The organism is Sorangium sp. So ce381, from assembly GCF_051473845.1.
GTDB lineage: Bacteria > Myxococcota_A > Polyangia > Polyangiales > Polyangiaceae > Sorangium > Sorangium atrum.
On sequence record NZ_CP150336.1, the window covers coordinates 9,444,563 to 9,470,159 of the forward strand.

General features: G+C 71.1%; 21 protein-coding genes and 1 pseudogene. 6 read left to right on the forward strand and 16 right to left on the reverse strand.

Going from position 1 to position 25,597, the window contains the following annotated elements; genetic code table 11:
• Positions 1-251: 251 nt before the first annotated feature.
• Complete coding sequence (locus WMF29_RS35420; RefSeq protein ID WP_437324523.1) at positions 252-1,637, forward strand: IS4 family transposase; 1,386 nt, start codon at positions 252-254, stop codon at positions 1,635-1,637.
• 76 nt (positions 1,638-1,713) lie between these two features.
• On the opposite strand, the gene WMF29_RS35425 is transcribed toward WMF29_RS35420, so the two are convergent.
• Both WMF29_RS35425 and WMF29_RS35430 read right to left on the reverse strand, forming a co-directional pair.
• Positions 1,714-2,103, reverse strand: a complete 390-nt coding sequence (locus WMF29_RS35425) for a hypothetical protein (protein ID WP_437324524.1) — start codon at positions 2,101-2,103, stop codon at positions 1,714-1,716.
• 125 nt (positions 2,104-2,228) lie between these two features.
• Positions 2,229-2,957, reverse strand: coding sequence for a hypothetical protein (locus WMF29_RS35430; protein WP_437324525.1), 729 nt, complete (start codon positions 2,955-2,957; stop codon positions 2,229-2,231).
• Positions 2,958-3,685: 728 nt separating this feature from the next.
• On the opposite strand from WMF29_RS35430, the gene WMF29_RS35435 reads away from it, so the two are divergent.
• Together WMF29_RS35435 and WMF29_RS35440 are read left to right on the forward strand one after the other, a co-directional pair.
• The gene (locus tag WMF29_RS35435) at positions 3,686-4,807 is read left to right on the forward strand and encodes a M23 family metallopeptidase (RefSeq protein WP_437324526.1); all 1,122 of its coding nucleotides are present in this window, start codon (positions 3,686-3,688) and stop codon (positions 4,805-4,807) included.
• Between the two features lie 388 nt (positions 4,808-5,195).
• Positions 5,196-5,306, forward strand: a pseudogene (locus tag WMF29_RS35440) (helix-turn-helix domain-containing protein); the annotation flags it as partial.
• A 49-nt stretch (positions 5,307-5,355) separates the two neighbouring features.
• On the opposite strand, the gene WMF29_RS35445 reads toward WMF29_RS35440, so the two are convergent.
• The 3 genes from WMF29_RS35445 to WMF29_RS35455 form a co-directional block, all read right to left on the reverse strand.
• Positions 5,356-8,190 (reverse strand): serine/threonine-protein kinase, encoded by a 2,835-nt coding sequence (locus tag WMF29_RS35445; protein ID WP_437324527.1) that lies wholly within the window; start codon positions 8,188-8,190, stop codon positions 5,356-5,358.
• 106 nt (positions 8,191-8,296) lie between these two features.
• Positions 8,297-9,361: a DUF6268 family outer membrane beta-barrel protein gene (locus tag WMF29_RS35450; RefSeq protein WP_437324528.1), complete on the reverse strand. Its 1,065-nt coding sequence runs from the start codon at positions 9,359-9,361 to the stop codon at positions 8,297-8,299.
• The gene (locus tag WMF29_RS35455; protein WP_437324529.1) at positions 9,358-10,710 is read right to left on the reverse strand and encodes an alpha/beta hydrolase family protein; all 1,353 of its coding nucleotides are present in this window, start codon (positions 10,708-10,710) and stop codon (positions 9,358-9,360) included. The genes WMF29_RS35450 and WMF29_RS35455 overlap by 4 nt, the downstream gene beginning before the upstream one ends.
• Positions 10,711-10,810: 100 nt before the next feature.
• On the opposite strand from WMF29_RS35455, the gene WMF29_RS35460 reads away from it, so the two are divergent.
• Positions 10,811-11,476: a TetR/AcrR family transcriptional regulator gene (locus tag WMF29_RS35460; protein ID WP_437324530.1), complete on the forward strand. Its 666-nt coding sequence runs from the start codon at positions 10,811-10,813 to the stop codon at positions 11,474-11,476.
• Between the two features lie 113 nt (positions 11,477-11,589).
• Here the strand turns inward: WMF29_RS35460 and WMF29_RS35465 are convergent, their stop codons facing one another.
• Genes WMF29_RS35465 through WMF29_RS35480 form a run of 4 tightly spaced genes read right to left on the reverse strand, consistent with a single transcriptional unit; the run spans position 11,590 to position 15,554 of the window.
• Positions 11,590-12,012, reverse strand: a complete 423-nt coding sequence (locus tag WMF29_RS35465; RefSeq protein ID WP_437324531.1) for a hypothetical protein — start codon at positions 12,010-12,012, stop codon at positions 11,590-11,592.
• Between the two features lie 8 nt (positions 12,013-12,020).
• Positions 12,021-12,845 carry a hypothetical protein gene (locus WMF29_RS35470; RefSeq protein WP_437324532.1) on the reverse strand — a complete coding sequence of 275 codons (825 nt, stop codon included), beginning with the start codon at positions 12,843-12,845 and terminating at the stop codon, positions 12,021-12,023.
• Positions 12,836-14,887 (reverse strand): hypothetical protein, encoded by a 2,052-nt coding sequence (locus WMF29_RS35475; protein ID WP_437324533.1) that lies wholly within the window; start codon positions 14,885-14,887, stop codon positions 12,836-12,838. The genes WMF29_RS35470 and WMF29_RS35475 overlap by 10 nt, the downstream gene beginning before the upstream one ends.
• A gap of 13 nt (positions 14,888-14,900) precedes the next feature.
• On the reverse strand, positions 14,901-15,554 hold the full coding sequence (locus WMF29_RS35480; protein WP_437324534.1) for a peptidoglycan-binding protein: 654 nt from the start codon (positions 15,552-15,554) through the stop codon (positions 14,901-14,903).
• 246 nt (positions 15,555-15,800) lie between these two features.
• On the opposite strand from WMF29_RS35480, the gene WMF29_RS35485 reads away from it, so the two are divergent.
• Entirely contained in the window at positions 15,801-16,370 is a 570-nt protein-coding gene (locus tag WMF29_RS35485) for a hypothetical protein (RefSeq protein WP_437324535.1), read from the forward strand.
• Positions 16,371-16,424: 54 nt separating this feature from the next.
• On the opposite strand, the gene WMF29_RS35490 is transcribed toward WMF29_RS35485, so the two are convergent.
• From WMF29_RS35490 to WMF29_RS35505, 4 genes are all read right to left on the reverse strand, one after another.
• Positions 16,425-17,159 carry a ferritin-like domain-containing protein gene (locus WMF29_RS35490; RefSeq protein ID WP_437324536.1) on the reverse strand — a complete coding sequence of 245 codons (735 nt, stop codon included), beginning with the start codon at positions 17,157-17,159 and terminating at the stop codon, positions 16,425-16,427.
• Complete coding sequence (locus WMF29_RS35495) at positions 17,156-17,497, reverse strand: hypothetical protein (RefSeq protein WP_437324537.1); 342 nt, start codon at positions 17,495-17,497, stop codon at positions 17,156-17,158. The genes WMF29_RS35490 and WMF29_RS35495 overlap by 4 nt, the downstream gene beginning before the upstream one ends.
• Before the next feature lie 540 nt (positions 17,498-18,037).
• Entirely contained in the window at positions 18,038-20,797 is a 2,760-nt protein-coding gene (locus WMF29_RS35500) for a protein kinase domain-containing protein (RefSeq protein ID WP_437324538.1), read from the reverse strand.
• Positions 20,798-21,177: 380 nt separating this feature from the next.
• Complete coding sequence (locus WMF29_RS35505; protein ID WP_437324539.1) at positions 21,178-22,113, reverse strand: AraC family transcriptional regulator; 936 nt, start codon at positions 22,111-22,113, stop codon at positions 21,178-21,180.
• A 92-nt stretch (positions 22,114-22,205) separates the two neighbouring features.
• On the opposite strand from WMF29_RS35505, the gene WMF29_RS35510 reads away from it, so the two are divergent.
• Positions 22,206-23,087: an NAD-dependent epimerase/dehydratase family protein gene (locus WMF29_RS35510; RefSeq protein ID WP_437324540.1), complete on the forward strand. Its 882-nt coding sequence runs from the start codon at positions 22,206-22,208 to the stop codon at positions 23,085-23,087.
• A gap of 196 nt (positions 23,088-23,283) precedes the next feature.
• On the opposite strand, the gene WMF29_RS35515 is transcribed toward WMF29_RS35510, so the two are convergent.
• Genes WMF29_RS35515 through WMF29_RS35525 form a run of 3 tightly spaced genes read right to left on the reverse strand, consistent with a single transcriptional unit; the run spans position 23,284 to position 25,588 of the window.
• Positions 23,284-24,552 carry an MFS transporter gene (locus WMF29_RS35515; protein WP_437324541.1) on the reverse strand — a complete coding sequence of 423 codons (1,269 nt, stop codon included), beginning with the start codon at positions 24,550-24,552 and terminating at the stop codon, positions 23,284-23,286.
• On the reverse strand, positions 24,549-24,959 hold the full coding sequence (locus WMF29_RS35520) for a hypothetical protein (RefSeq protein ID WP_437324542.1): 411 nt from the start codon (positions 24,957-24,959) through the stop codon (positions 24,549-24,551). Before WMF29_RS35520 ends, WMF29_RS35515 begins: the two co-directional genes overlap by 4 nt.
• Positions 24,960-24,961: 2 nt before the next feature.
• Positions 24,962-25,588 (reverse strand): YdcF family protein, encoded by a 627-nt coding sequence (locus WMF29_RS35525; protein WP_437324543.1) that lies wholly within the window; start codon positions 25,586-25,588, stop codon positions 24,962-24,964.
• Between the last annotated feature and the right edge of the window lie 9 nt (positions 25,589-25,597).

Below are 25,597 nucleotides of genomic sequence, written 5' to 3' on the forward strand. Positions count from 1 at the left end.
AAAAGCAAGAGAGAGAGAGAGAGAGAGAGAGAGCGAGAGGTCATTCTTGCAATCGATTGACGACGCGATGGATGCCCTGCCTCTGAGGCTACAGCGGTTTCCGCCCACCTCTGCTACGCGAAGAGCAGAGCGGCGGTCTCCCGCACAGGAGACGGGCCCAGATCGGCGCTTTCGGCGCGCAAGCGCACTCCGGTCTCAGGATCCTACAGATCTCGCTTGATGTGTGTTGGGCGACGTGATCCAAGCTGCGGATGGGTTCACCTGCAGCAGAGCACGCAGCGGCACTCGCCGAGGAGATGAGCGACGCGCACTTCGGCGATGCGCGGCTTTCGAAGCGCCAGACCAAGCTGGTGCAGAAGCTGGCGCAGGCGCCGGACAAGAGCTTCCCCTCGCTGCTGTCTGACAGCGAGCTGGAGGCGGCGTACCGTTTCTTCGGCAACGACGCCGTCACGCCCGCGGCGATCCTGGCTCCGCATGTGCACGCCACCCTCGCGCGCATGGAGGCCGAGCCGGCCGTGCTCGCCATCCATGACACCACGACCCTCTCCTTCCGCTCGGACGGCCAGCGGCAGGGGCTCGGACGGCTGCGCTCCTCGGGGCAGACGTTCTTCGCCCACTTCACGCTGGCGGTCAGCGGCGATGGAACGCGCCGCCCGCTCGGCGTGCTCGATCTGAGCACGCACGTGCGCGACGACGGCACGACGGACAACGAGCACGACCGCTGGGGAGAGCAGGTGGAGCGAGTCGCGGCCTTGGGCGCAGCTCCGCACGACGTGGTGCATGTCATGGACCGCGAAGGCGACGACTACGGCCTGTTCGCGCAGCTGTTGAGCGCAGGGCATCGGTTCGTGATTCGGCTCGCGCACAATCGCCTCGTCGAGGCCGACGCCCTCGGAGAGGAGGCCAAGCTCGAGCAGGCGCTCGCGCATGTTCAAGCGGTGGCCGTACGCGAGGTAGAGCTTTCGCCGCGGCCGGCGGGCAATCGCAGCCCTCAACAGAAACGGCTGCATCCTTCGCGCGCAGGACGCTTGGCCAAGCTCGCCCTTGGAAGCACGCGCGTGACCCTGCGGCGACCGAGATCCCAGCCGCGCGAGCTGCCGGCGACGCTCTCGCTTCAGGTCGTGCGTGTCTGGGAGCTCGAGCCGCCGCCGGGCGAAGCGCCGGTCGAGTGGGTGCTGCTCACGAGCGAGCCGGTCGAGTCCGTCGAGCAGTTGACGCAGCTGGTTGACTGGTACCGCGCGCGGTGGATGGTGGAGGAGTTCTTCAAGGCCCTGAAGACCGGATGCGCCTACGAGAAGCGCCAGATCGAGGACCTGCACGGCTTGCGCAACGTGCTGGCGCTCTTCGCGCCCATCGCCTGGCAGCTATTGCTGCTGCGCAGCGAGGCTCGGCGCGCTCCGGAGCAGCCCGCGACCGCCGTGCTCACGCCCACCCAGCTCGCGGTGCTGCGGGTCTTCGCGCGCAAGCCCCTGCCCGAGAACGCCACGGCCCGCGATGCCTTCCTGGCCATCGCCGGGCTCGGCGGACACCTCCGGCGAAACGGCGAGCCCGGCTGGCAGACCTTGGGCCGTGGCTACGAGCAACTCCTCACCCTCGTCCAAGGCTGGAGCGCCGCGAGGGAGGTGGGGAAAATATGATCAATCCTGAGACTCCGGTGCGCTGAGCACCGAAAACGCCGAGGTGGGCCCGTATCCGAAGCGGGTGACCGCCGCTCTAGAGGTTGCGGATCCAGGTGCGGAGGACGTCCAGCCCGGCCTCGTCCACGATCTCGGTCCCGAGGGGCGGCATCGAAGGCCAGTCCGGATCGCGCCTCCGGGCGCGCTCCACCACATCGCTGCCGTCGGGATCGCCCGGGTCGATCACCGGGCCGATGGCGGTGCGGTAGGTGGCCGTCGACTCGACGGACGCGAGCTCGCCGACCCGCAGCGTGAAATCGAACCTGCGCTCCGGGTCATAGCAGCGCGCGCCGTCGCTCTTCGGGCGGCTCCGGTTGTGGCAGTGGCTGCAGTTCGCGTGCAGCCAGCTGCGACGAGGCCCCGCAGATGAAGCGGCAGCAGCGCCGCGACGATGGCGGGGGATCAGGCGGTCATTGACCGAAGCCATCGTCCTTCTCGGCGATGTCGTTCACGCCGTCGTTGCCCTGGTAGATCGACTGCGCGGCTGAAAAATGCTGCTGGGTGTCGCCGCGGACCGTCGCGAGCGTCCGGGGTCGTGCGGCCCGGCTGGCCTCAAGAGGGGGCGTTGACCTCGAAGTTCCAGATCGTGTAAGGACCGACGGCATCTTCGCTGGCAGCCTTGAAGAACACATGGCTCGAGTAATCCATGAACAGCGTGTGGATCGTGTTTGCCGCCAGGGATTCATAGACGAACCACTGCCCGTCGCTGATCCTGCGGTACCAGAGCTGAATGGGCATGTCCCCCACGGTGATGGTCGACATCCTGAACGGCTGCGGAAATCTCTCGTTGGTCCCGTTCCAGACCTTGATCCACTGGTCCGCGACGTGGGACTGGAGCTTGCGCGGCTCCGCCGGCCAGTTCGGTATTCCGCACGCACCGCCGATCAGCTTGGCGGTCCCCGGCCCTTGGCCGTCGCCGGGGTCGACGAAGCCACACCCCGTGAAGCCCGGGTTGGTGAAGGACAGGTGGTAGTGACCGTACCCCGATCCGTCCTCCACGTTGATGTAATTGGTGCCCCGCTGCATGCCCTCGCAATACTGGCGATACGTCCAGCACGAGCCCTCCGCTTCCTCGCAGGGAACGAGGTAGCCGTCCGCGTACCCCGTCTCATACGTGAACGTCGCCCTCGCGTCGGCCCACATGCCGTTCAGCGCATCGAAATCGTCGAAGCCGACGAAGCAGCTCAAAGCCGCCCTGGCAGGGCTGGCCGACAGCATCGCGCCGAGCGCCATGGAGGCGGCCACCGCGCCGCGCAGCAACGTTCGAACCGTGGTGTTCATGGGTCTCTCCGGTCTCTCTTGTTCGGGTTGGTTTCTCACGGCGCGGCCATGAGCTCGTCGAGCTCGCGCAGGGCCGGCGAAAGGAAAGGCGTTCGCTCCCGCCGTTATCCCGGCTGAGGCGGCGCGACTCTGGTGCCCCGCACCGTCCGGGAGCCCCGTAGAGCAACGCGCATACCAGGAGGAAGCGCGCTGCTGTCCGCCGCCGTCTCCGCGCCGGAGCGAGGCCCTGTCCCCCGCGGGGACGCGGCGACTCCAGCCGAATGGCGCTCGTCGACGGCGCGGGAGCCCTGGCCTTCGCGAGCGGCGAAGGCCACCGCGGGCCGCGCGCGTCACGCAGACGGCCGTGACATGTCACGCCTGCTCGTCACGGTGCGACAGTGACATGTCACGCTTGCTCGTCACGCTGCGACAGTGACATGTCACGCTTGCTCGTCACGGTGGGGCCGGAGGCTAGCTCGCCGAGACTGCACCGCGGCACGTTCGCGCGGCGGAAACCCAGGCTCGGCGCGTGTGCAGCCGCGAGGGCCGCAAGGAGCCCGATCAGGCACGCTTGTTGCTAACCCAACTTATCCACGCATCGAAAGGGCCGCGTTCGCTCCTGAGCCTGCGGGATCAAGGCGCGCCTCCGAGCTTCCAGCGGGACGAGCGCCTCGTCCCGCTCCCGCTTCTTTCTCCTTACAGGCTGAAATGAGATAGGTACCATGTATATAAAGAGAACATCTTCTGGAATGTCCCTTGCTCTCGGCGTGTCCTTCTTGGCGCTGCTCGCGCAGGGATGCGGCTCTGCTGATGAAAGCGCGCCGGCCGGGCTCGCGGATGAGGAGCTCGTCGGGGAGAGCAGTCACGCCATCACGGCGCCTTCCAACATGGGTAACTATTGCAGCGTTACCTGGCCCGATGGGCGCTGGGCGTTCAAGTGGTCGCCCGCCAACCAGGACCCTTGCGACGACATCGAGGCCGACTTCGGCGGCGGATTCACGATCCGTCGCAAAGGCCTCTTCGCCACGACAGGCCAGAACAACGTCGTCTTGCGCTGCACGAACTGGTTAATCCTGCAGGCCGGCCCCGGAGACGCACCGCTAGACGCGGCGTTCGACAGCGCGTCCGGGAAAAGCGGATGCGTCTTCACCGTGGCGCCTGTGGCGATGCCCATCTTCGATGCCCCGTTCTCCTTGAGCGGGTCGTACACGCCCGTCACCGGGTTCGACTTCGCCAGACCCCCGTACAACCAGCTCGATGTCTCGGAGTTCGGTCAGACCGGCCTCAACAATGCCACGAAGGTGGATAACAAGGGACGAGACAAGACCACCTTGGGTTTTATCAACGACCATGACGGATACGACTGGCTAATGTCCAAGGGCACCGATGTCAAGGCCGTGGCGGCGGGGCGCGTCGTCGCGATTCACGAATGGAATACGGGGTGCGCGGGCAGCGACAGCCCGATTCAGAAGGAGCTCCTCATCAGGCATACGGTCTACGGCCAGAACGGGTACTACGAGAAGTTCTTGAGCCTTTACGCCCACCTCGACGCCTTCGATGTCGCAGAGGGCGATTGGGTGGAGAAGGGGGATGTCATCGGCAGCGTCGGCAACAACGGTTGCTCGAGCGGGGCGCACCTCCACTTCATGGCGGCACGCCTCACGAATACGGCAGACGAGTGGGAGGAGACGTTGCTCGTCCACCAGGGGACCGCCCCTCCCCACAATATCGGACAGATGACCATCGATCCGTTTGGCTTCTATCCAAACGGCGCGGGCTTCGACCCGTGGGCGTTCAGGGCCTTTCCAGACGGCGCGTTGAGCATCAATCTCTGGAACGCGGGTCAGGCGCCGTCGCAGGGCTCCTGGTAGGACCATCGGCAGCTAACAAATAGGCGTTTGCTCGAACGCCAGCGACTTGCAGCCGTCCGCGTTCGAGCAAACGTCCTGTTGGACGAAGCCGGTCCGCGGCAGCGGGCGCGACGCTCCCCGAAGCGCCTACGTGATGCGGGCGCTATGGGGAGAGTGGCCGTCGAGGTTGCTCGACGGGTCTGCGGCGGCATGGTGGGATGTGATGCGCAGCACCCGGGACGGGCATCGTTGGCGCCGCTGCGGGTAGGGCTCGAGCCGTGGACCCATGAGATGGGAACGAGGGCGCCGCTCGCATGGGGTCGAGCAGCGGGCAGAGGTTGGCCAACGGCCACGCGCGAGCGGCACCCGGAGGGACGAGGCCGACGCCCTGGCGAGGCTCCGGCTCGAGATGAAGGCCGCCGACCGGCAGCGCGTCGTCGAGGCCCTCGAGCGGTCCGCGAGCAACCAGATGCGCGCGGCGAAGCTCCTGGGCGCCTCGCTGCGCACGCTGATCAACCGCATCGACGAGTACGGCATCCCGCGGCCGCGGAAGCGGCCTCCCTGTGCGCTCACGAGCGCGACGAGAGCGCGGCGCGCTCGTCCGCCACGCCCAGCGCGCGGGACGCCCGTTCCCGGATCCCGCGGAGCACCGCCTCGACGTCCCGCTCCGCGCCGAGGGCGAGCCCCCGGTCCGCGAGCGCGCGCGCGGCGGCCGGGTCGCTCCCGGCGAGCGCCTGCTCCGCCGCGTGCAGGTAGAACTCCACCGCGAGCCGCGGCTCGCCGCCCCGCTCGAAGTGCTCGGCGAGCACCTTGGCGTCGTGCTCTCCCGCCTGCAGGAGCCACTCGGCGGCGAGCCGGTGCCCGAGCGCGCGATCGTGGTCCGGCAGCATCGCGTAGCAGCCGTCGCGGATGAGCGCGTGCCGGAACGCGTACTCCTCCTCGTCCGAGAAGCGGCTCTGCTCGCGGCGCTCGAGCAGCTCGCGCTGGAGCATCCAGGGCAGCCAGTCCACCGCGAGCGTCGACCCGCCGGCGTCGCCGAGCAGGGCGAGCGCCCCGGTCTTCCAGAACGCCTCGCCGAAGACGCTCGCCGCCCGCAGCAGCCGCCGCGCCTCCGCGGGGATGGCCTCGAGCCGCGCCTCGACCATGCCCAGGATCGTCTCCGGCAGCCTGTCCGCGCGCCCCTCGGCGACCGCCCGGATGAGCTCCTCCAGGTAGAAGGCGTTGCCGCTCGCGCGCTCGACGAGGCGCGCGACCTCGGAGGGCGGGAGCCCGTCGCCGAGGATCTGCCGCACGAGCTCCTCGGCCGCGCGGCGCGGCAGCGCGCCGAGCGTGATCTCGTGGACCTCGCTGCCCTCCCAGAGGACGGGGAAGACCTTCCGCACCTCGACGCGCGCCAGGTAGAGCACCGCGAAGGGCCGGTCGCGGAGCTCCCGGAGGACCCGCGCGATGAGCTTGAGCGACGCCGCGTCGCCCCACTGGATGTCCTCGAGCACGAGCAGGTAGGGCCCCGCCGCGCACGCCGCCTCCATGAAGTCGAGGTAGGCGAGCGGGATCTGATCGGCCATCAAGGCCGGGCTCTGCCGCGCCGCGAGGAAGCTCGGATCGGCCTCGCCCGGGAACGGCGTGCCGACGATCTCGCCGAGGAACGCGGCGATCCTCGTCCTCTCGCCCGGCGTCAGCGCCTGGGCGCGGGCGACGAGCGAGAGCAGCCGCTCCCGCTGCGCCGGGGCGGGCTCGCCGCCGGTGATCCCGGCCGCGCCCCGGAGCGCGGAGCCGAGGAGAGAGAACGGCGAGCCCGCGCTCAGCGAGTCGCCGCGGCCGACCGCGACGGTGAGCTCGGGGTGCCGCTCCCGCAGGATCTCGATGAGCTCGTACCGCAGGCGGGATTTGCCGATCCCGGGCGGCCCGGTGATCAGGATGGCGCGGGGCTCGGGCCCGCCGAAGCTGTCTTCCAGGAGCTCGCGCAGGTTCCTGAGCTCCCTGTCGCGGCCGACGTAAGGGCTCGGCTTCCCGAGCAGCGTCCGCGCCGACCGGCCGACCTCGCGCTCCTGCAGCAGGAAGAACGTGCCGGAGCGCGCCGGCTCGATCTCGAACCGCGCGTCGAGCAGCGCCCGCGTCACGTCGTCGATCCACACGGGCGCGGGCCTCCGCTCCGGGCGCGCGTCGCGCTCCGCGAGGGCGAGGAGCGCGGCCGCGCGGTCCATGACCGGCCCGACAGGGAGGCTGCCCGTGTGCTCGGCGCGGCCGGTCGTGAGCACGACGGAGGCCTCCGGCACGAGCTCGCCGAGCTTCAGGGCGCACCGCGCCGCGCGCGCGGCCTGCAGCGCGGCGTCGCCGACGCCGGCGATCGAGAGCACGATCGTCCCGTCGGCGAGCGCGTCCACGCGGGCCCCGAACGGCTGCGCGCTCGTGTAGAGCTTCCTCGTGAGGTCGCTCGGCGCCGCGGCGACGAGCGTGCTGGCCGCGCTGTCGCAGGGCGCAAAGCGCGGCTCCCGCGCGGCCACCAGCGAGAGCAGCCGGAGCTCGCACGCCGTGATCGCCTCGTACAGGACGGGGGGCGCGGCCAGGCCGCTCGTCGGATCGCGCTCGAGGGCGTCGAGCGCCTCGATGACGGCCCAGCCGTCGCGCGGCCGCTGTTCCGGGTCCTTCGCGAGCATGCGGGCGACGAAGTCATCGAGCTCCTGCGGCACCTCGGGCCGGAGGTTCCGCACGCGCGGCGGGTCTTCCATGAGGAGCTTCGCGAGGAGGGCCATCACGTGCTGGCCCTGGAAGGCGGGCCTGCCCGTGAGGCACTCGAAGAGCACGGCGCCGAGCGAGAAGATGTCGGCCCGCGCGTCGAGGCGGTCGCGCTCGCCGGTGGCCTGCTCCGGGGCCATGTAGCCCGGGGTCCCCATCACGGAGCCGGTCTGCGTGAGCGCGCCGATGGTGCGCTTCATCCGGGCGATGCCGAAGTCGAGCACCTTGAGGCCGGCGACCTCGCCGCCGACGAGCAGCAGGTTGCTCGGCTTGACGTCGCGGTGGACGACGCCCCGCGCGTGCGCCGCCCCGAGCGCCTCGGCGGCCGCGCGGAGCAGGGCGAGGCTCTCCTCGAGATCGAGCTTCTGCCGGGCGAGGCGCTGCGCGAGGCTCTCCCCTTCGAGCCATTCCATGGCGAGGTAGGGCACCCCGTCGGGGGTGATGCCGTGGGCCACGTGCCGGACGATCCGCGGGTGATCGAGCTCGGCGAGGATCCGCGCCTCGTGCTCGAAGCGGTGCGCGGCGCTCCGGTCGGGCTGGCCGAGGAGCTTGAGCGCGACCTGCGCCCCCGTGGCCCGGTCGACGGCGCGGTAGACCGTCCCCATCCCACCGGAGGCCGCGACGCGCTCGAGCTGGAAGCGGCTGTCGATGACCTCTCCCGGGCGCATAAGGCGGAGGATGCACCGGCGTCGAGCCGTCTTCAACGGTCCGGCAAGCGGCGGCCATCCGGTGTGCAGCTATACGCTCGCGCGGTGCGCGGCAGTGCGTCGCGCTTCAGCTCTTCGGGATGCGCCATGTCACGCCGGCGCGGAAGAAGAGCACGTTCGGGATGCTCTGCCCGCCTCCGGGGATACCATCGTCCTCGTCGTTCATCGGCTCGTAGCGACGGAACAGGCTGTGTCCCGCCTGCGCGTTCAGCCACACCGACGCGAACGCGCGCACGCCGAGGGTCACGCCCGCGGTCGCGACCGAGTAGGCGATGTGATCGACGCACTGCTCGGGCCGCGCCGCCCGCTCGTCCTGCTCGGTCGCCGGGTCGTCGGCCGGCTGGGCAGCGCACGGCCACGCCCCGGTGACCCGCGGGTCGCGCACGGCGTAGGCGTTCCCCGCCAGGTCCGCGCGCAGGCCGACCTCGACGCGATCCGAGAAGAGGAGCTTCACGGCCGCGAAGCCCGGCAGGAAGGCCTCGACGCGGAAGAGGGGGCTCGGCGTCCAGTCGACGTACGCGGCCGGCAGCGGGAGGAACGAGCCGAAGCTGTACGACGCGAGCGCACCGCCGCCGAGGACGAGCTTGTCCGAGAGCGTGTGGGTCACGAGCCCGAGCGCGCTGACGCGGACGAGCCCGCCGTCGACGGCCTCGAAGTCCCCCGCGAGCCCCGGCGCGACGCGCAGCGAGAGCGACCAGTCGTGGGGGAGCAGCTGGACGAACAGCACAGGGACATCGACGGCGTGGAAGGCCCGGAGCTCGTCGAAGCCGGGCGAGGTGCCGGCGTACGAGACCGCCTCCACGTGGTACGTCGCCCCCGGGATCAGGAACGTCCTCTCCCCGAGGGGGATCGGCACGTTGGCGTTGACCTCGTACGACGAGACCTGCGCCCGCACGGGGCGCGGGTCCTCGATCGCCGCGCCCGGCATGTACTGCGCGCTCAGGTCCACGAGATCGGGGAGCTGGGCCCACGCAGCGCCCGGCGCGAGGAGCGACGCCAGGGCGAGGAGCGACGCCAGGGCGAGGAGCGGCGCCAGGGCGCGGAGCCGCGGGGGGCGCGCGCCCCGGCGGGAGGGGCCCCCGCCTCGACGCTCGTCCGTGGCGCGCGCGGCGGCGCGATCGGCCGGCCTCATCGCGCCACCCGCTCGTCGAGCCAGTCGAACAGCCGCGCCTGGGCGAGGAGCTGGTTGCCGCCCTGGCAGTGGACCTGCGACGCCGTGCTCGCGTCGAACACCATCATGTGCTTCGGGCACGTGAGCGCGCCGTAGAGGCGCTCCGACTCGCCTGGAGACGCGTCCTCCGCGCTGCCCTCCATGATCAGCGTCTCGCAGCGGATGCTCGCGACGCCATCGGCGTTGTCGTACTTGCGGAGCTCGTCGATCACCTCGTGCGGCGTCGAGACGCCGTGCTTCCATGTCACGTCGTCGAAGTACCAGCGCGCGTCGGGCATCACAACCGAGGCGGCGTCGATGGCGCGGTCGAAGGCCGCGGGGCCGCGGCTGTGCAGCTCGAGAAGGCCGGGCATCGACGCGAAGTGGCGCAGCATCGCGTCGCGCCAGCTGACGACGCCCGGGTTGGCGACGAGGGCGCGCAGGCGGCGCTCGCGCGAGGCCGCCCGCGGCGCGAGGTAGCCGCCGAACGAGAGGCCCATCAGGACGAACCTGCCGGCGTCGAGCCGCTCGTCGCGCTCGGCGAAGTCGAGCACGCGGCCCACGGGCACCTCCCAGTCGGGCCGGAAGGGGTGCCCGTGGAGGCGCAGCGAGGCGCCCTGCCCCGGGCCGTGGAACGAGAGGACGTGGTAGCCCCGCTGGAGCGCGCCGTCGATGACCCACATGGTGTCCTCGGGCCACGCGTGGAGCCCCTGCTGCAGCACGATCGCGGGCGCGCGCGCCACCCCGGGCGCGTAATGGACGCGGCCGTGGAGCACGCCGTTCTCGTAGGGGATATCGACCTGCCGGGAGTCGTAGCCCCGCATGCGGAGCGCCCGCCCGTGCAGGTCGAGCCCCGTGATCGTCGCCTCGACCAGGCGCGGGTCGGAGCGGTCCGCGTAGCGCATCAGCCCGGCCCGGTAGTACGCGCCCGCGCGCAGGAAGTGCGACGCGGCGCTCCGCGTATGGCCGCGGGCCTCCGCCTCGTCGCCGTAGCCCTGCACCCGCTTCGCGGTGGCCAGCCACTGGTCGAACCACGAGCGCTCGTCGCCCGGGAGGATGCGGGTGGCGGTGTCGAGCACCTCGCCGACGTCGGTCAGCCCCATCGACGCGAGGCCGAGCCAGAACACGATCTGCGCGTCCATCACCGGCTGGCCGATGAACTTGAACCGGTGCCAGACGGGCGCCGCCTGGCCCCGCCCGAGCGTGTCGTCGCCGTGGAACCGCGCGGACGCGACCTCCTGATCGACCCCGCGGCGGCCCGACGCGAACCCGAGCGCCGCCGCGCCCCCCGCGAACGCCGTGTGGGTGAGAAACCTCCGCCGATCGACCATCGGTGCACCTCCGGCGCCTGATAAAACTAACGTTTGAAACATGTGTTTCAATAATTGACGCCCGCCGGGAGCATCGTCAAGGTATGTTTCAAACAATTGTATGAACGACCGTGACCCCCTCGCCCCTGCGGACGATCTCGATCCACGGCAGCGGCTCGTGGTCGCCGCGATCGATCAGATCGAGAAGCACGGCATCGGGCAGCTGACGGTGCGGAAGCTCGCGGCGGCGGCCGGCGTCAACATCGCCGCGGTGAACTACTATTTCCGGTCGAAGGAGGCGCTCGTCGCGGCGGCGCTCGAGGGGTCGATCCGGAACATGCTGTCGGACAGCGAGGATTTCCTCGCCCGGATGCCGGGTGATCCCCTGGAGGCGCTGAGCGGGCTGCTCGGCTACTACCTCGAGGGCGGGATGCGGTACCCGAACGTGAGCAGGGCGCTCCTGCACGACGCGTTTCACGAGGACGACTACAGCGGTCCTTTCCCGAAGCTCTTCGCGCCGGTGATGGAGCGCCTGCGCGATCTCGTCCGCGCGGCGGTGCCCGGGCTCGAGGAGCGGGCGGCGGCGCGCCGGGTGGTGGCGGCGCTCTCGGCGGTCTTCTTCCCGACGTTCTTCGCGGGGCTTTACGAGGGGCTGAGCGCGCTCGGCTCGCCGGCCGATCGCCTCGCCTACGCGCGAGAGCTGGCGCGGCAGACGCTGGCGCCCGCCGCGGTCCCGGAGCCGGCGGCGCCCGCGCCGCCCCGCGGCAGGCCGCAGAAGCGCGGGTGATCCGCGGGGGGGATCGTGAGTACCCGCCAGAGCGGCGGTGAGCCTTCAGGTGCTTCCACGACAGCTCGATTGCTGTGTGCCCTGGAGCTCCTGCCCCCGTGTCCCGAGCTCCTTCACTCGCACTGGGGCGGCGACGGTGCGAAGCACTCTCCCGCGGCGTTGCAGTACGTCCTGCCGCACTTGAGCTTCGGCTTCGCATCGGGCGACGGGCCGCGCGCGCCCGGCTTCCTGATCCCCGCGGCGCCCATGGACGGCGCAGCGCTCGCGGGCTGCGCGGACGGCGCAGCGCTCGCGGGCTGCGCGGACGGCGCAGCGCTCGCGGGCTGCGCGGGAGCGGGTGCAGCGCCCGGCGGCGCGGCGGTCCCGGGCGCGGTCGCCACCTCGGGCGCCTCCGTGACCGCCCCGGGCGCCGCCGCGACGCCGGACACATCCGGCGCCGCTCGGTCGGGCACCGGCGCCTGGGAGCGACCGCAACCGGCGCTCGAAAACGCCGCGAACCCCAGGGCCACGGCACCGACCCACGCTCGAGGGCTCATCCTGTTCATCACCGATGGCTCCGCGCCCACGCGATCTCGCTCTGCCCGGCCGCGATCGCGTCCATCCACGCCGCGAGCCCCGGATACGCCGCCTTCACCTGCTGCGCGTACCCGGCGAACGCCCCGGGATCTCGCGCGGCCTGGAGCTCCGCGGCGAGCCCGCACGCCTCGGGCGCGAACACGCCGCCGAGCACGCGGAGCCGCGCCGGGTCGACGGCGGCGAGCTCCTCCGGGCCGTGAATCAGGTACTTCATGAGCCTCAGGTACCGCAGCGGATCGCCCGGATCGGCGGGCGGCGCGAGCCGGGTCGGATCGGACGGCGGCCGGCGGAGCCAGCGCCCGAACGAGCCGGCCGCCTCGACCTCGGGCCGGAGCTCGTCGAGCAAAGAGCGCTCCGCGGCCGTGGGCTCCCGGAAGCGAAGCCGTCCGCGGCCGCTCGCGGCGACGTGCGGCGGGGCTCCGTAGAGCAGCACGCCGTCAACCTCCCCCGCCGCCAGATCGTCCGGCAAGAGCTCGGCGATCTCCACGAGGAGCCGGCGGACCTCGCCGGCCCGCAGGCGGAAGCTCGGCGCCGAGAGATCGGGATCCACCACGGCCGTAGGCGCCTCCTCGAAGAACGGCTCCGCCTCGCCCGGCCGCCATAGCCTGATGCCTACCGCGCCCCGCAGCGCCGCGGGCGACGGCAGCGGCAGCCGCATGAGCGACGCGCCCGGGGGCACGCTGCCGATCGTGATGCCCACGAACATCGGAAAACCGAGCACGTACTCCGGCTCGACATCGATGCCCACGAGGGCCGGGCCCGGAGGTGTGATGTCCGGCGCGCTCACTTCCACGCGAGCCCCTTGTTGTCCTCGAGGTGGACCCGCCTCACCTCCTTGAGGTGCCTGCCGCAGACGTCGCTGCCGGTCTTCCCGGACGTCCCCCGGATGAGGTTGCGCTTGTCGTCCAGCATCCAGTTGGGCCTGTAGTTCATGCAGCACGTCTTGTCCCGCGGCGCGCGGAAGTCGAAGTACCCGCACTTGTGCGGCATACCGAACGCGTGGACGAGCTCATGAACGATGGTCCCGACGATGCGGCCGCGGTACGTCGGCTTTGGCAGGCCGGTGCCCGCGTCGCGGTAGGCGCTGTGGTGCGTGAACATGATGGTCCGGCCGGCGAAGTACTCCTTGCCCTTGGCCGTCACGGTGGGGCTGATACCGGCGGTGTAGAAGGCGCCCGGATTGAACAGCTTGGCCTTCACGCTCGCGGCCATCCCGTAGCCGCCGGGGGTCACGGCGCCGCCCTTCTTCCGGAACCTGGGCGAGTAGTTGAACCGCACCTTGTACGCATGGGCGATCGACCCGTCGCCCGCCGTGAAGTCCGGCTGAGCGTCGTGCTCCACGATCCAGCAGCGCGTGATCGGGCCGGCCGCCGTCGTCTCGGTCTGTACGCTGAACAGGTTGAAGCCGACCGTCTCCGAGCCGGAGGTCAGCTCGGCGAAATCCACATCGGGGAACGTCCCTGGAACCTCGAAGAACTCGGAGAGGTTGGCGCCGGCGCCTGCGCTCTTCAGCACGACGTCCCCCTCGAAGACCTTGTCGCCCTTCTTGATCGGCAGAGGGTGCGGCTCCATCGCGGAGATGACGCAGAACCAGCCAGGGTTCGACTTGTTCGAGAACACCTTGTTCACGTAGGCCACGCACTCGGTCTCGAGGTCGTCGTCCTTGGGCGCCATGTGCGGCTGGTCCGGCACCTCTTTCTCCGGCTCGCAGTCGAGCTGGACGCAGCACGGCTCGAACGGCACGGGCACCTCGTCCATGGGCAGGACGAACGCGCTCTTCATGCGGATGGACTCGACCCGGATCCGGTGCCACATCGTCATGACGCCGGTCTCGGCGCCGAACCCCTCCACGTGCGTTGCAGCGTCGATGTCCGCCCGGAGCAGGAAGTTGTCCCCGGCCGTGTCCGGGCAGTGGAAGACGACCTTGCTCTCGTCGCCGACGATCGTCGTCTTCGCCTCGGTCGCGGCCGCGGACGCGAGCGCGAAGCCGGCGACCGCCTCCCAGGGCGGGCTCTTCGCTGGCTTGCCCTCGTTGTCGGCCGCGCGCGAGCCCTGGTGGTTGCCGGCGGCGTCATAGTCCTTCTTGTCGACGTACGCCCCCCACGCGGCGTGAAAGCCGGGATCGTCGTTGGTCGGGTCGTCCGGCTCGACGACCGTCCACCGGATCTTCGCGTCCGCGGGGAGCTTCCCCCGCTGGATCGTCACCTTGGCGGTGAGCTGGATGAGCTGTTTGTCCTTGGTCCAGCTCCCGGCGAGGTCGCTGTTGAGGTACACCCGGCCGAGGTGGTCCTGGCTCGTGTACCCGGGCCTCGCCTCGGCGCGCTTCACCCCCGGCGCGCCCGGCGAGACGGGCGCGTGAAGCCCCAGGATCTCCGTGATGGAGACGAGCACGGTGTTCGGCACCCGCAGCGTCGCGCGCGTCTTCTCCCCCTCGGCGACGCGGGGCACCGGCGCCGCGCCCGGCGCGCCGGGCACCTCGCGCGTGAGCACGTCGCAGCGCAGGAGCGGACCTCCGCCGAGCTCGTGGACCCGGGTCGGGTAGGGGCTGCTCAGGCTGCCCGTCACGGCGCCGAGGCGCTTCGGCCCGGCGTCGCCCAGATCGTCCCAGATCTCGACGGCGACCGGGATCGCCCCGTTCGCGGCGACCTCGCGCTTCCACGGGACCGCCTCCGCCGTAAGATCGACCTCCTTGGCGCCAGCCGGGATCGGCTTGCTGCGCCCGAAGCGCCGCCCGGCGATGAAGCCCAGCGCATACGGCTTCTTCGCGCCGGCGATCAGCCCGTCGACGCCGAGGACCTTCTGGAGGGTGATCGTGACCGCGGCCGTCTGTGCCATTCGTTCCTTCTCGTCACGCGCCGTCGTGGCGTTTCAGGAGCTTCGCGCGCGTCGCGTCGTCGAGGACCCCGGTCGGCGCCAGCCCCGACGCCGACTGGTACCACGCGACCGCATTGGCCAGCTCGGGCCCGTCCTTGCCGTCCACCTCGCGCGAGAAATAGCCGAGGTTCTTGAGGCGCCCCTGGACCCCGCTCGGGACCTCGATGGGATCGAGGTGCCCGAGCTTCAGCGCCCAGGTCACCCCGCCGGCGCGCGCCGTCTCGTTGCCCGGCGTGTCCGGCCAGGCCGCGAGCTCGGCGTCCTCCAGGTCGGCGGGGATGGGGTGCTCGATGGGGCTCTTGCCGTCCGTCGTCCCGGCGATGACGACGTCGCGGTACGTCAGCTCGTACGCGAACGGCTCCTCGACCTCGAGCAGGAGGCGGAGCATCGTCTTCGGGACCTTGACCGTGAAGACGTGCTTCCCGCCCGTCGGGACCTCGACCTCCTTGGGCGCCGTGTCCGGGATGATGAGCACGTCGCCCGGATAGATGAGGTTCGGGTTGGGGCGCTTCTTCTTGAACTCGGCGTTGTCAGGATGGTTGTAGATGACCCGCCAGTCGGAGAAGCCGTACTTCGGGGCGATGCTCGAGAGGCACTCTCCCTGTCGGACAACATGCTGGTGGGGCATCGGTCATCCCATCATCCCGGAGCGAGCATCCGCGAGCAAGCGATGCGACGAGCACCGTAGCTCGCCCGAGCGGCGCCCTCAAGCGCCGCGAACGGGCCGGCGCGCACGGCCGCGAGGAGCGCGGGCGACCGGGAGGCGCGACGGCCAAGGCCACGCGCATCAAGGCCCTGATCCGCTCCTGACTCGCGCTTGACTCTCCCCCGCGCGGCGTGATGCCATGGAGGCCAGGGGCGAATCGAGAACGCCATGCACGACCGCTGGGGTTTCGGCTACTTCCCTGACAAGGTGTGGATCGCGCGGCGGTATGATGCGCCGTTGCCGGACGGGGCCAAGGCCCTTCCTGCGCTGGAAGCGACGTCACGGCTGGAGGCGTGGCTCGCCGACGCCGTCCACGGCAGGGTGCTCCTCGTCGAGATCGGCGAGGCGCTCGGCTTTCCGGTGTCGACGGGGCCTTCGTTCGATCCGAGGGCGCTCGGAGCGCGGCTGCGGGAGGCGCTGCTCGACGGCCGCCTCCACGCCTACCGGATGCCGTCCGTCGCTTCCGGCGCGCCCCTCGCGCCGCCCGAGCTGCTCGAGCGCGACGCGCCAGCGCCTGCGCCCAGGGAGGACAAGACATGGGTCGGGATTCAGCTCATGGACGATGGGGACCCGCCGCAACCCGTCCCGTTCAAGAGATACCGTATCGAGCTGCCGGACCGCTCCGTTCGCGAGGGACTGCTCGATCAAAACGGCCAGGCCATGATCGTTGGCATCGATGCCGGGACATGCAAGATATCGTTCCCTCAGCTCCACGCGGACGACTGGCGGCCCGCGTAGGCGCACTTCGCCCTCCGGGCGCTGGTCTGGCCCGGGATGCTCTTGCGGCGACGATCAGCAATCGAAGAAGCGGCGAAGCCCGGGGCGGATGACCTCCTCGATGGTCTCATCGAGCAACACCCGGGCGTTCAGGCCGCTGCACAGCCCGAGCTGCTCCCCGTCCGGCGGGGCGTCGTGGGCCGGCAGGTGCGCGTGCTCGTGCTGCACGAGGTGCCGGAACGCGACGGGCAGGTAGCGCTCGATCGCTTGCCGCTCTGCCGAGGAGAGCTCCGGCGCGACCTGCTCGAGGAGGCGCCAGCCGAAGCGGGCGTGCCCGACCTCGTCGGCATAGATGCCCGTCAGCAGATCGAGCAGCGGCCCGGGCGGCATCTCCAGCCGCTCCGCGCCGATGAGGGCCACGGCCACCGTCTCGCTCATGCAGCAGATGTGGATCACGTTGCGGAGCGCGGCGGCGCGTGGGGGCGCGTCGCGGTGCAGGGGGAACTCCGGGCGTTCCGGGACGCTCGCGGTCGCCGTCCCGCCGAGGGCCTCCACCACGGCGCCGCAAAGGATCCCGTGATGGCGCTCCTCGTCGGCGAAGCCCCGGCATGTGTCGGCGAGCTCCGGTGGAAAGCCCGCCTCGGCGAGCTGGCCTGCGAGCGCCTCGAACACGGCCGACGACCCGTGCTCGTTCACCATCCGCGCGCGCCAGGTGCCGATCGCCGACGGGAACAGCGCCGCGGGGTACCCGCTCACGTCGAAGGCACGCGCGCGCGCCTCGCCGCGGAGATCGAGGGTCGCGGCGTTCATGCGACCTCCGACGGGGCATCATAGGCGTCGAGCGCCGGCGGGACCGGGGGACCCCAGGGCGTGCAGTACTTCTCATTGTAGAGCTCCGCCTCGGGAGCGACCACATCGCCGAAACAGCAGACCTGCCGGACGGGCTCGGCCTCTCTGTAGGAGATCGCGTCGGCGCCAACACCCACGATCAGCGCCGTGCAGCAGTTCACGAAGGAGGCGTCTCCGGCGAGGGCCGCCCGCTGCTCCTCGGAGAACCCCGTCCCGGGGGCGGGCACGCGCTGCGCGGCGTAGTCGACGCAGCAGTCGAGCTCCGCGCGAGGGCGAGCCTCCGTGTCGTCGAGGCTCACCTGCTCGGCGCACGCCAGCCCGGTCGGAGCGGGCGGGGAGCCACCCGCTCCGCCCGCGCCACCCTCATCGGGTGTCGGAACGACCCCACTCCCTGTCGAAGCTTCCCCACCGCCGCCGGTCGTCGCACCGACTCCGGCCGTCGCACCGCCGCCGGTCGTCGCACCGCCGCCGGCGGGCGGCGGGGCGTCCGGCACTTCCGCCGGAATCTCCTCGTCGGGATCCAGCGGTGACGACTGCCCACCAGAGACGTAACGTCCGTTGCAGCCCGCCAGGGCGCCACAGGCCAGCGCTCCCAGCGCGACCCTTGCTGCTGCACGCAATGCTGCCCGCCTCGTCTCCTCACGCATAAGTTCTCCTCCAGTAAATAGGTCGTTTGCCGCAGGGCGCGGCGCGAGCCAAGCTCTCGGCTCATGTGCACCAGTGTAGGCGCGCAGCACAGCGAAGAGAATCTGCATTTTCGGCACATCATTGAACTGAAATTCAGAACAATGGCGCCGCCGGTTCCCATGACCGGACCCCGGCACGAAGAGCGGGAGCGGTCAGTCGACCGGTCCGCAGGCGATCGCCTTCATCCTCGCCCGCGTCTGCTCGGCGGTCACCGAGCGCGGGCTGGCGTTCCCCCAGCGCTCGATCACGCTCGCGTAGGCCTCGCATGCGCCGGAGATCTCGCCCATCTGCTCGAGGGCCTGACCGAGAAACCAGAACGAGCGGACGTACCTTACGGGCCAGCCCAGCATATCGCACGTCGTGACCGCCTTGCGAAGCGTGGGGATCGCATGGCGAGGCATGCCCGCGAGGTAAAAGACCGCGCCGATATCCGCCTGGACCTCTTGCCCGACTTGATTGCTCATCAGCGTGGTCAGCGGCAGCACGGGGACGGCCTCCGCCGCCTCCTCGGGGTGCTCGATCCACCGCGCGTAGGCCTGCACCACGGCGGAGCGCGCAGGATCCGCCGCACCCTGCACGCGGGACCGCGACAGGAGCTCGGCCACCTTCTCCTGGAACTCGGCCCTGGCGATGAGGCCGGCATGCAGCATGACGCGCAAGAGGTCCGGCGAGCCGCCGGCGCAGGCGCTATAATTATCAAGACACGTCTTGGCGATGTCCGCTGCCTCGCGCCTGCGATCGGTCTCGAGGCAGACATCGATGAGCGCGCGGACGACATCGGCGTGCCCCGTAGAATCCGCGCTGATGTACATGCGCGCCTGCCGTAGCTGGTCCTCGGCCTGCGAGAAATTGCCCAGGATCGCGTTCAGGTTCGACTCGTCGAGCAGCGCGGTAAAGCGCCGCTCCTTGTGCGGCAGCGAGACCCGGCTCTGCCGCATCGCCTCGCGGACAGCGTCGAGAGAGCGCCCCTGCGCATAGCTCGACCACGCAAGCCTGCGAAAGATCAGCCGGCTCCTTCCGCTCGTCATGGGCCGCGTGAGCCACAGGTCCTCCTCCACGTCCGCGCAGCGGCCGAGCGCGCTGTGGTGCTCGCTCCGGATCTCGTAACAGCTGGCCGCCGTGGGCGAGATCGCGAGGCACCGGTCGATGGCGGCAGCGGAGTCGTTGAAGCTCCCGAGCTGCCACAACGACCTCGCCAGCGCGGCCCATCCCTGCGCGTACTGGGGGTCGATCCCGATGGCCCGCCTCGCCGCAGCGACGCTGGTATGGACGTCCGATCGCAGCGCGCAACGCGCGAGGAGGGCCAACAGCTCCGCGTCGCGATCATACGGGTGCTGCGCCGTGAGCGCGGTCAGCCGCTCCGCGCAGCGCGCCGTATCCGCGGGGTCGCGGCCGAGCGCGGGATCCATGGCCGCAAGGAGCGCTCGATCGCGGGGGTCGAGCGCGGCGCTCAGCTCCTCTGCGCGCTGATAGTGCTCCCGAGCTTCGGTGAGCTCCGGCGCGTAGATCGCGAGGCGAAGGTGCGCATCGGCAAAGGAGTCATCGATGGAGATCGCCTGCCGCAGGCCGTCCACCGCCTTGCCCTCGTTGGCATCGCGAGCGGCCTGGAGCGCGGCGCTGTACAGGGCGAGCGCCGAAGTAGAGCTGGAGCGCGGCCCGGGAACGGTGGTCGCCGCGACCGGACGAGGCCCTCCGCGCAGCGCGAGCGCCCCAGCGATGACGGCCGCGAGCGCCATCGCGAGGCCGATCTTCCAGGCCGCCCGCAAGCCGAGGCGTCTTCCGGTCGAGCGGAGCTCATCGCGGCGCGCCGCGGCGCCGAGGCGCTCGGTCGCGGCCAGGGGGTCCACCACGTCCCCATCCGCCGCCTCACCGCCCGGCGCCCTGGGCGGCTCGGAGAGGCCCAATGCGGGCGGCTCCGGCGCGCTGAAGCTCGGCGCCGCGCCCTGCGCGAACGGCGCGAGCGCGCGAGCGACCTCGCCCAGGTCGGAAAGCCGAGCCTGGCGGTCCGTCGACAGCAACCGGCCAACCACCCTGGCGAGCTCCCGGGGCACGTCGGGCGCGACCTTTTCCAGCGGGGGAATCGCGCCCGTCACGATGATCTTGAACACCTGGCCGACGTTGTCGGCCCGGGTCGGGAGCACGCCCGAGAGGCATTCGTAAAGAATGAGGCCGAGCGACCAGTTGTCGGTACGGTGATCGATCTGTCGGTCTCCGAACGTCTGCTCCGGCGACATGTAGCAGGGCGTGCCAAGCCTCGTCCCGCTCTCGGTGAGCCCCGTCGTCTGGGCGTCCTGTCCGCTCGTGGCCGTCAGCTTCGCGATGCCGAAGTCGAGGACCTTGACCCGCTCGCTCGATCCGTCGACAAGGAAGATGTTCTCCGGCTTCAGGTCGCGGTGGACGATGCCCAGCGCGTGCGCCGTCCCGACGGCCGAGATGACCGGCAGGAAGATGGAGGCTACCTCGCCGAGGGGCAGCCTCGGCTCGCGACGCAGCCTGCTTGCGAGCGACTCGCCGGACAGGAGCTCCATGACCATCACGGGTGCCCCGCTCTCGATCTCGACGTCGTGAACCTCGACGACGTTGGGGTGGCGGACGCTGCTCGCGAGCTTCGCCTCGCGCAGCAGGCGCATGCCCACCGCGCCGCGCACGGCCCCGCCCTTCACGAACTTGAGCGCGAACGGCTTGCCAGTCAGCGTGTGGCTCGCGGCCCAGATCACGCCCATGCCCCCTTCACCGAGCAGCCGATCGAGCCGGTACCGGCCGGCGACGACGGCGCCTGGACGCCACGTATGCCGTGCGCGCTCGTCGCCTTCGCCGCGCTCGTCGCCCTCACCCGGCGGAGAGTCTTTTCCCGCAGCGGGTTGGGTCGCCTCGAGGCCCTGCGTCAGGTCCGCTCTCGATGCGATACGCACGGCAGCCTACGCTACCCGACCGGCCCCCCCTGTCCAGATCGGAAACGAACGCGCCCGACGTGCTGTCAGCCCAACAGGAAGGCGGTAAAGCGAGGACACGTTTGCAAGTGCAAGGATCTTCCCGCATCCCTGCAAATATCTTTGGGCAGCGAACAGCACCACAATGCGCCCGACGGCCAATCGCCCCGTCCTTCTTGTTCAATTTGCCCGCTGAAAAGGGCTGCAAGTGAGGGAATTTCTCAGTCTCGCCACAGCTCATCGCGTATGCTTCCCGATCCATCCGCTCGCTCGACGGGTGCCGAGCCATAACGCCGTGGCTCCAAGGACATCGTCTCACCAGATAGCGCGGTCGAGCAAAGAGACGCAGCGCTCTCTGAAGCTCAGTATCCCGGCTCGCGGTCCCTGGATCGGTACGCCCCAGGCGGGACCCCGACCTCCCGGCGAAACGCGACGTTGAAGGCCGCCTCGTCCTGGTAGCCCACGGACGACGCCACCTCGGCGAGCGCGAGCCCGGGGCGCTCTCGCAGCGTCTCCTTCGCCAGCTCCATGCGCCAGCGCGTCAGGTGGCGGAGGGGGCCCTCTCCCACGTGCTCGCGGAAGGCGAGGGCGAAGCCCGAGCGGCTCATGCCGGCCTCCCGCGCGAGCGAGGCCACGGTCCACGCGCGGGCCGGGCCCTGGTAGAGCGCGTCCAGGGCGCGGGCGACACGCTCGTCCGCGAGCGCCGCGCGAAAGGAGCCAGGCGGCGCGGGGCGCTCGAGCTCCGCGCGGATGGCCTGCAGGAGGAGCAGCTCCGCGAAGCGAGCGGCCATGACCGGCGCGCCCGGCCGCCGGCCGCGCACCTCGTCGCGGATGCCGTCCAGGAGCCGGCCGAGGCCGGGCACCGGCTCACCGGCCCCGCCGTCGAGGAGGACCACGGAGGGCAGCGCGCGGAGGAGCAGCGGCCGCCCGGCGCCCGTGACGTGCATGGCAGCGCAGAGCACCACCGTCCTCGCGCCGTCGCCGCCCAGCCGGCGCCGCACCGTCTGCACGCCCGGCCGAGGAGGCGAGAGCCAGCGCTCCTCGTCGACGACGGCTGCCCCCGGCCGGTGCCTCAGGCAATGGGGGACGCCGTGCGGCATGAGCAGCAGATCGCCTTGGCCGACGCGGATCTCTCGGTCGCCGAGCTCCAGCCACATCTCGCCTTCGAGGAGGTGGTGGAGCAGGACGATCTCCCGGCGGCCGATACGAGCGCCCCACGGCGCGCCGAGCTCGACGCGGCCGAAGAGGCTGGTCTCGATGCGCACGTGGCGGAGCAGCGCTGTCAGGACATCGGGCATTGGACGATCACAAAAGAGCGCTGGACTCTATCACATGGAGGGTCCCCCGGTCCGTCGCCATGGTTCAGCCACCGATTCACGAGGAGGCAACCATGGACGTTTTCATCACCGGCGCGAGCGGCTTCATCGGATCTGCGGTCGCCCGCGCCCTTGTCGCGCGCGGGCACCGGGTGCGCGGGCTCGCGCGGAGCGACGCGTCGGCAGCGAAGGTGCGGGCCGCCGGCGCGGAGCCGATCTGCGGCAGTTTATCGCAGGTCGACGTGCTCGCGCGCGCGGCGGCGGCCGGCGACGGGGTGGTGCACACCGCCGCGACGACAGGAGAGGATCGCCCGGCCACCGACGAGGCGGCGGTCACGGCGATGCTCTCGGCCATGAGCGGCGGCGTCTTCATCACGACGACCGGGGCGCCCCGCGCGCGCTCGTCGCGGGTGCCCGTGCCGGAGGAGGAGAGCGTCAACCCCGGCGGAGCGCTCGAGTGGCTCGTTGCGGCCGAGTCGCGCGTGCTCGGCGCGGCGGGCGTCCGCGGCCTGGTCGTGCGGCCGCCCATCGTCTATGGCGACGGCGGAGGCCCGGTGGCGGGCCTGGTGCAGGGCGCGCGCGCCGCGGGGGTGGCGCGTTATATCGACGATGGCGAGAACCGCTGGTCCACCGTCCACGTGCGGGATCTGGCGGTGGCCTACGCGATGCTGCTGGAGTCGGACGCAAGGGGCGTATTCCACGCCGCCGAGGCGTCGCCCGAGCCCATGGCGGCGCTCTTCGCGGCGATAGGTGACGCCGCCGGGGTCCCCGTGGGCTCGTGGAGCCTCGCGGAAGCCCTCGCAGCGCACGGCCCCCTCGCCGGCTTCCTGGCCATGGACGCCGCCCTCGACGCGACGAGGCTGCGCGGCCTGGGCTGGTCGCCGGAGGTCGGAGAGGCGCTCGGAGGCGTCTGCGGCGCCCTGCGCGACCCAGGGCAGGGATATCGGACCCCCTGAGCCGCGCCGCAGGTGCCGTGACGGCGACATGAGGAGAGGCGCGCCCTGAAGCATCCTCTCGGCTTTGTTTCGGAGAAATTCACAGGGAGACGGGGAGACGGGGAGTTAGAATCCCATGAATCTCCCCGCCTCCCCGTCTCCCTGTTCAATATCTCTTTGTCAGGTGTGCCCCCAAAGCCGCACATCCATCCCCGCCTCACGGCGGAGCGCCGTCGCGCGCGGCGCTCGCCGCGGGCGCCTCCCCTCCTCGCCTCCTGTCGAGGGCGAGCAGACAGAGATAAGAAAAGGCACAAACAACGAGGCTGCCGAACACGAGCATCGGCAGCGAGTAGGCCAGCCTCTCCAGGCCCACCCCCTCGATCAGCTTTCCGGTGAGGGCCGGGAGGACCATGCCGCCTAGGCTGTCGCCGACCAGCACGAGCCCGGTCACGAACGCCGTCATGGGCACGATCTGCCCCGCGAGCGTGAAGCCGCTGGGCCAGAGCGGCGCCATGAAGAGCCCGAGCCCGAGCGCGACACCCCACAGGAGCGCGCTCGAGGGCGGCAGGAGCAGCATCATCGCGGACAGCACCAGACAGCCGCCCAGCCCCACGGGGATGACCTGGCGCGGCGTGAAGCGGATCGCCACCGGGATCGAGAGCAGCCTCCCGATCGTGAACGAGAGCCAGAACCCCGAGGTGAGGTACGCGGCCCCGGTCGCAGAGACGACGCCCAGCGTGAGGGAATAGGTGTAGATCCAGCTCCCGAACGAGATCTCCCCGCCGACGTAGGCGAACAGGTACAGCACCGCGACGAGCACCGGGAGGAGGTGCAGCGAGCGATCCGCGCCCTTCGCCGCGGCGTCCTTCCCGTCCTTTTCCCGGGGTTCGGGGCAGTGTCGCATCGAGAGCACGCCCAGGGCGACGAGCGCCGAGAAGGCGGCCACGGCCCAGTACGCCGCGTGGTAACCGCCCCAGGCGCCCGGGACGCGCGCGACGAGGAGCGGCGACACGAACGCGCCCAGCCCGAAGCAGAAGTGAAGTCCGTTCATGTAGGGACTGACCTTCTCCCCGTGCGTCCAGAGGAGCAGCGCGTTCGCGCCCGTGTTGACAAACCCCTCCGCGAGACCCCGGCAGAACGCCAGGACCACGAGCAGCCATAACCACGGGACGGCCGGGATGATAGCGAGGCACGCTGCAGCGACCAGGTGCGCTCCCCCGAGCAGGGTGTGCCCGTGCACGCGATCGAACAGCTTGCCCCCCCAGAGCGTACCGAGCGTGTAACCAACCCCCCCGCCGAGGAACAGCGAGCCCATGTCCCCGACGCTCGATCCCGTCTGCCGCGCCAGGTCCGGCAGGGTCGGCCCGGTGATCGCCGTGATGAGGCCCAGGCAGATGAAGAGCCCGAAGTAGCCGGCCGTCTGGCGCAGCGCCCTGTCGCTCCACCGGCTCGAGACCGGACGCTCCTCCACGGCTGCAGTGCTCATCGCTTCACTCCTTTTGCCCCATGCGGGGGATCGTGTGCCGGCCCCGGCGCGGCCGGGAATCCGGGGGGATCGTCGGCGCGCGAGGCGCCGGCCGCGCGCTCGCGCTCGTGCTCGATGCGCCACGACTCGAAGGCGAGCGCCTGGAGCGCGGAGAGGACGAGGACGGAGACGTCGGTGTTGACGTAAAGCCAGATGAACCCGAGCCCCAGGCCGCGCACGAGCAGGGCCACCGCCGCCCCGACGGCGACGTTGCCGCCCCAGAACAGGAGGCACACGCCCAGGCAGCGGATCGCGCGCCGGAGCGCGGGCGGGAGGAGGCCGGCGCGCATGCCGCGGCGGCGCCCCGCCGCATAGACCACGCAGGACGTGGCCGCGACGACGCCAAGGATGTAGAGCGCGTCCGACACCGCTACACCTCCCCGCGGAGCCGCGACAGCGCGCGCGCCGCGAGCTCCTGGAGCAGCCGGCCGATCGCCGAGAGGCGCTCCCCCGGGATGCTCGACGCCGGCGACCCCTCCGGGACGGGCGCGGCGAGGACCTCGAAGCCCGCGCGCTCGAAGAGCCGGCGCGCGCGCACGATGCGGTGCGCGCCGGTGACGAGCAGGATCCTCCTTGCGCCCCTGGGCAGCAGGAGCTCCGCGCTGCGCTGGGCTTCCACCGCGGTCGTCAGCCCGCGCGGCTCCGTGAGCAGGGCCGACGCGGGGACGCCGAGGCCCTGCGCGAGGCGCGCGCGCGACTCGGCCTCACTGGCCGGCCCGTTGCGGCTGCCGAGCATCAGCACGAGCGGCGCTCGCCCCCCGCGGTACAGCGCGACGCCCTCGACGGCGCGCCGGAGGGAATCCTCGGGGAGCCGCCCGTCCGGATCGACGTCCGCGCCGAGGACGACCACGGCGTCGGCCTGCCCGGCGTCGGGCGCCGACGCCATCCAGCGATCGAGCGGCGCGGCCGCCGGGGTGAACGCAGCGACGGCGAAGGCCATGAGCCCGATCACGCCGGCCGCGGTGCTCAGGCGGTCCCACGCTCCTTCCATGCGCATGCCGTCGGA

Bases quoted from the DNA above. Each gene is read 5' to 3' on its own strand.
- WMF29_RS35420 (WP_437324523.1), top strand. From the start codon at position 252: ATGGGTTCACCTGCAGCAGAGCACGCAGCGGCACTCGCCGAGGAGATG.
- WMF29_RS35425 (WP_437324524.1), bottom strand. From the start codon at position 2,103: ATGGCTTCGGTCAATGACCGCCTGATCCCCCGCCATCGTCGCGGCGCT.
- WMF29_RS35430 (WP_437324525.1), bottom strand. From the start codon at position 2,957: ATGAACACCACGGTTCGAACGTTGCTGCGCGGCGCGGTGGCCGCCTCC.
- WMF29_RS35435 (WP_437324526.1), top strand. From the start codon at position 3,686: ATGTCCCTTGCTCTCGGCGTGTCCTTCTTGGCGCTGCTCGCGCAGGGA.
- WMF29_RS35445 (WP_437324527.1), bottom strand. From the start codon at position 8,190: ATGCGCCCGGGAGAGGTCATCGACAGCCGCTTCCAGCTCGAGCGCGTC.
- WMF29_RS35450 (WP_437324528.1), bottom strand. From the start codon at position 9,361: ATGAGGCCGGCCGATCGCGCCGCCGCGCGCGCCACGGACGAGCGTCGA.
- WMF29_RS35455 (WP_437324529.1), bottom strand. From the start codon at position 10,710: ATGGTCGATCGGCGGAGGTTTCTCACCCACACGGCGTTCGCGGGGGGC.
- WMF29_RS35460 (WP_437324530.1), top strand. From the start codon at position 10,811: ATGAACGACCGTGACCCCCTCGCCCCTGCGGACGATCTCGATCCACGG.
- WMF29_RS35465 (WP_437324531.1), bottom strand. From the start codon at position 12,012: ATGAGCCCTCGAGCGTGGGTCGGTGCCGTGGCCCTGGGGTTCGCGGCG.
- WMF29_RS35475 (WP_437324533.1), bottom strand. From the start codon at position 14,887: ATGGCACAGACGGCCGCGGTCACGATCACCCTCCAGAAGGTCCTCGGC.
- WMF29_RS35480 (WP_437324534.1), bottom strand. From the start codon at position 15,554: ATGCCCCACCAGCATGTTGTCCGACAGGGAGAGTGCCTCTCGAGCATC.
- WMF29_RS35485 (WP_437324535.1), top strand. From the start codon at position 15,801: ATGCACGACCGCTGGGGTTTCGGCTACTTCCCTGACAAGGTGTGGATC.
- WMF29_RS35490 (WP_437324536.1), bottom strand. From the start codon at position 17,159: ATGAACGCCGCGACCCTCGATCTCCGCGGCGAGGCGCGCGCGCGTGCC.
- WMF29_RS35505 (WP_437324539.1), bottom strand. From the start codon at position 22,113: ATGCCCGATGTCCTGACAGCGCTGCTCCGCCACGTGCGCATCGAGACC.
- WMF29_RS35510 (WP_437324540.1), top strand. From the start codon at position 22,206: ATGGACGTTTTCATCACCGGCGCGAGCGGCTTCATCGGATCTGCGGTC.
- WMF29_RS35515 (WP_437324541.1), bottom strand. From the start codon at position 24,552: ATGAGCACTGCAGCCGTGGAGGAGCGTCCGGTCTCGAGCCGGTGGAGC.
- WMF29_RS35525 (WP_437324543.1), bottom strand. From the start codon at position 25,588: ATGCGCATGGAAGGAGCGTGGGACCGCCTGAGCACCGCGGCCGGCGTG.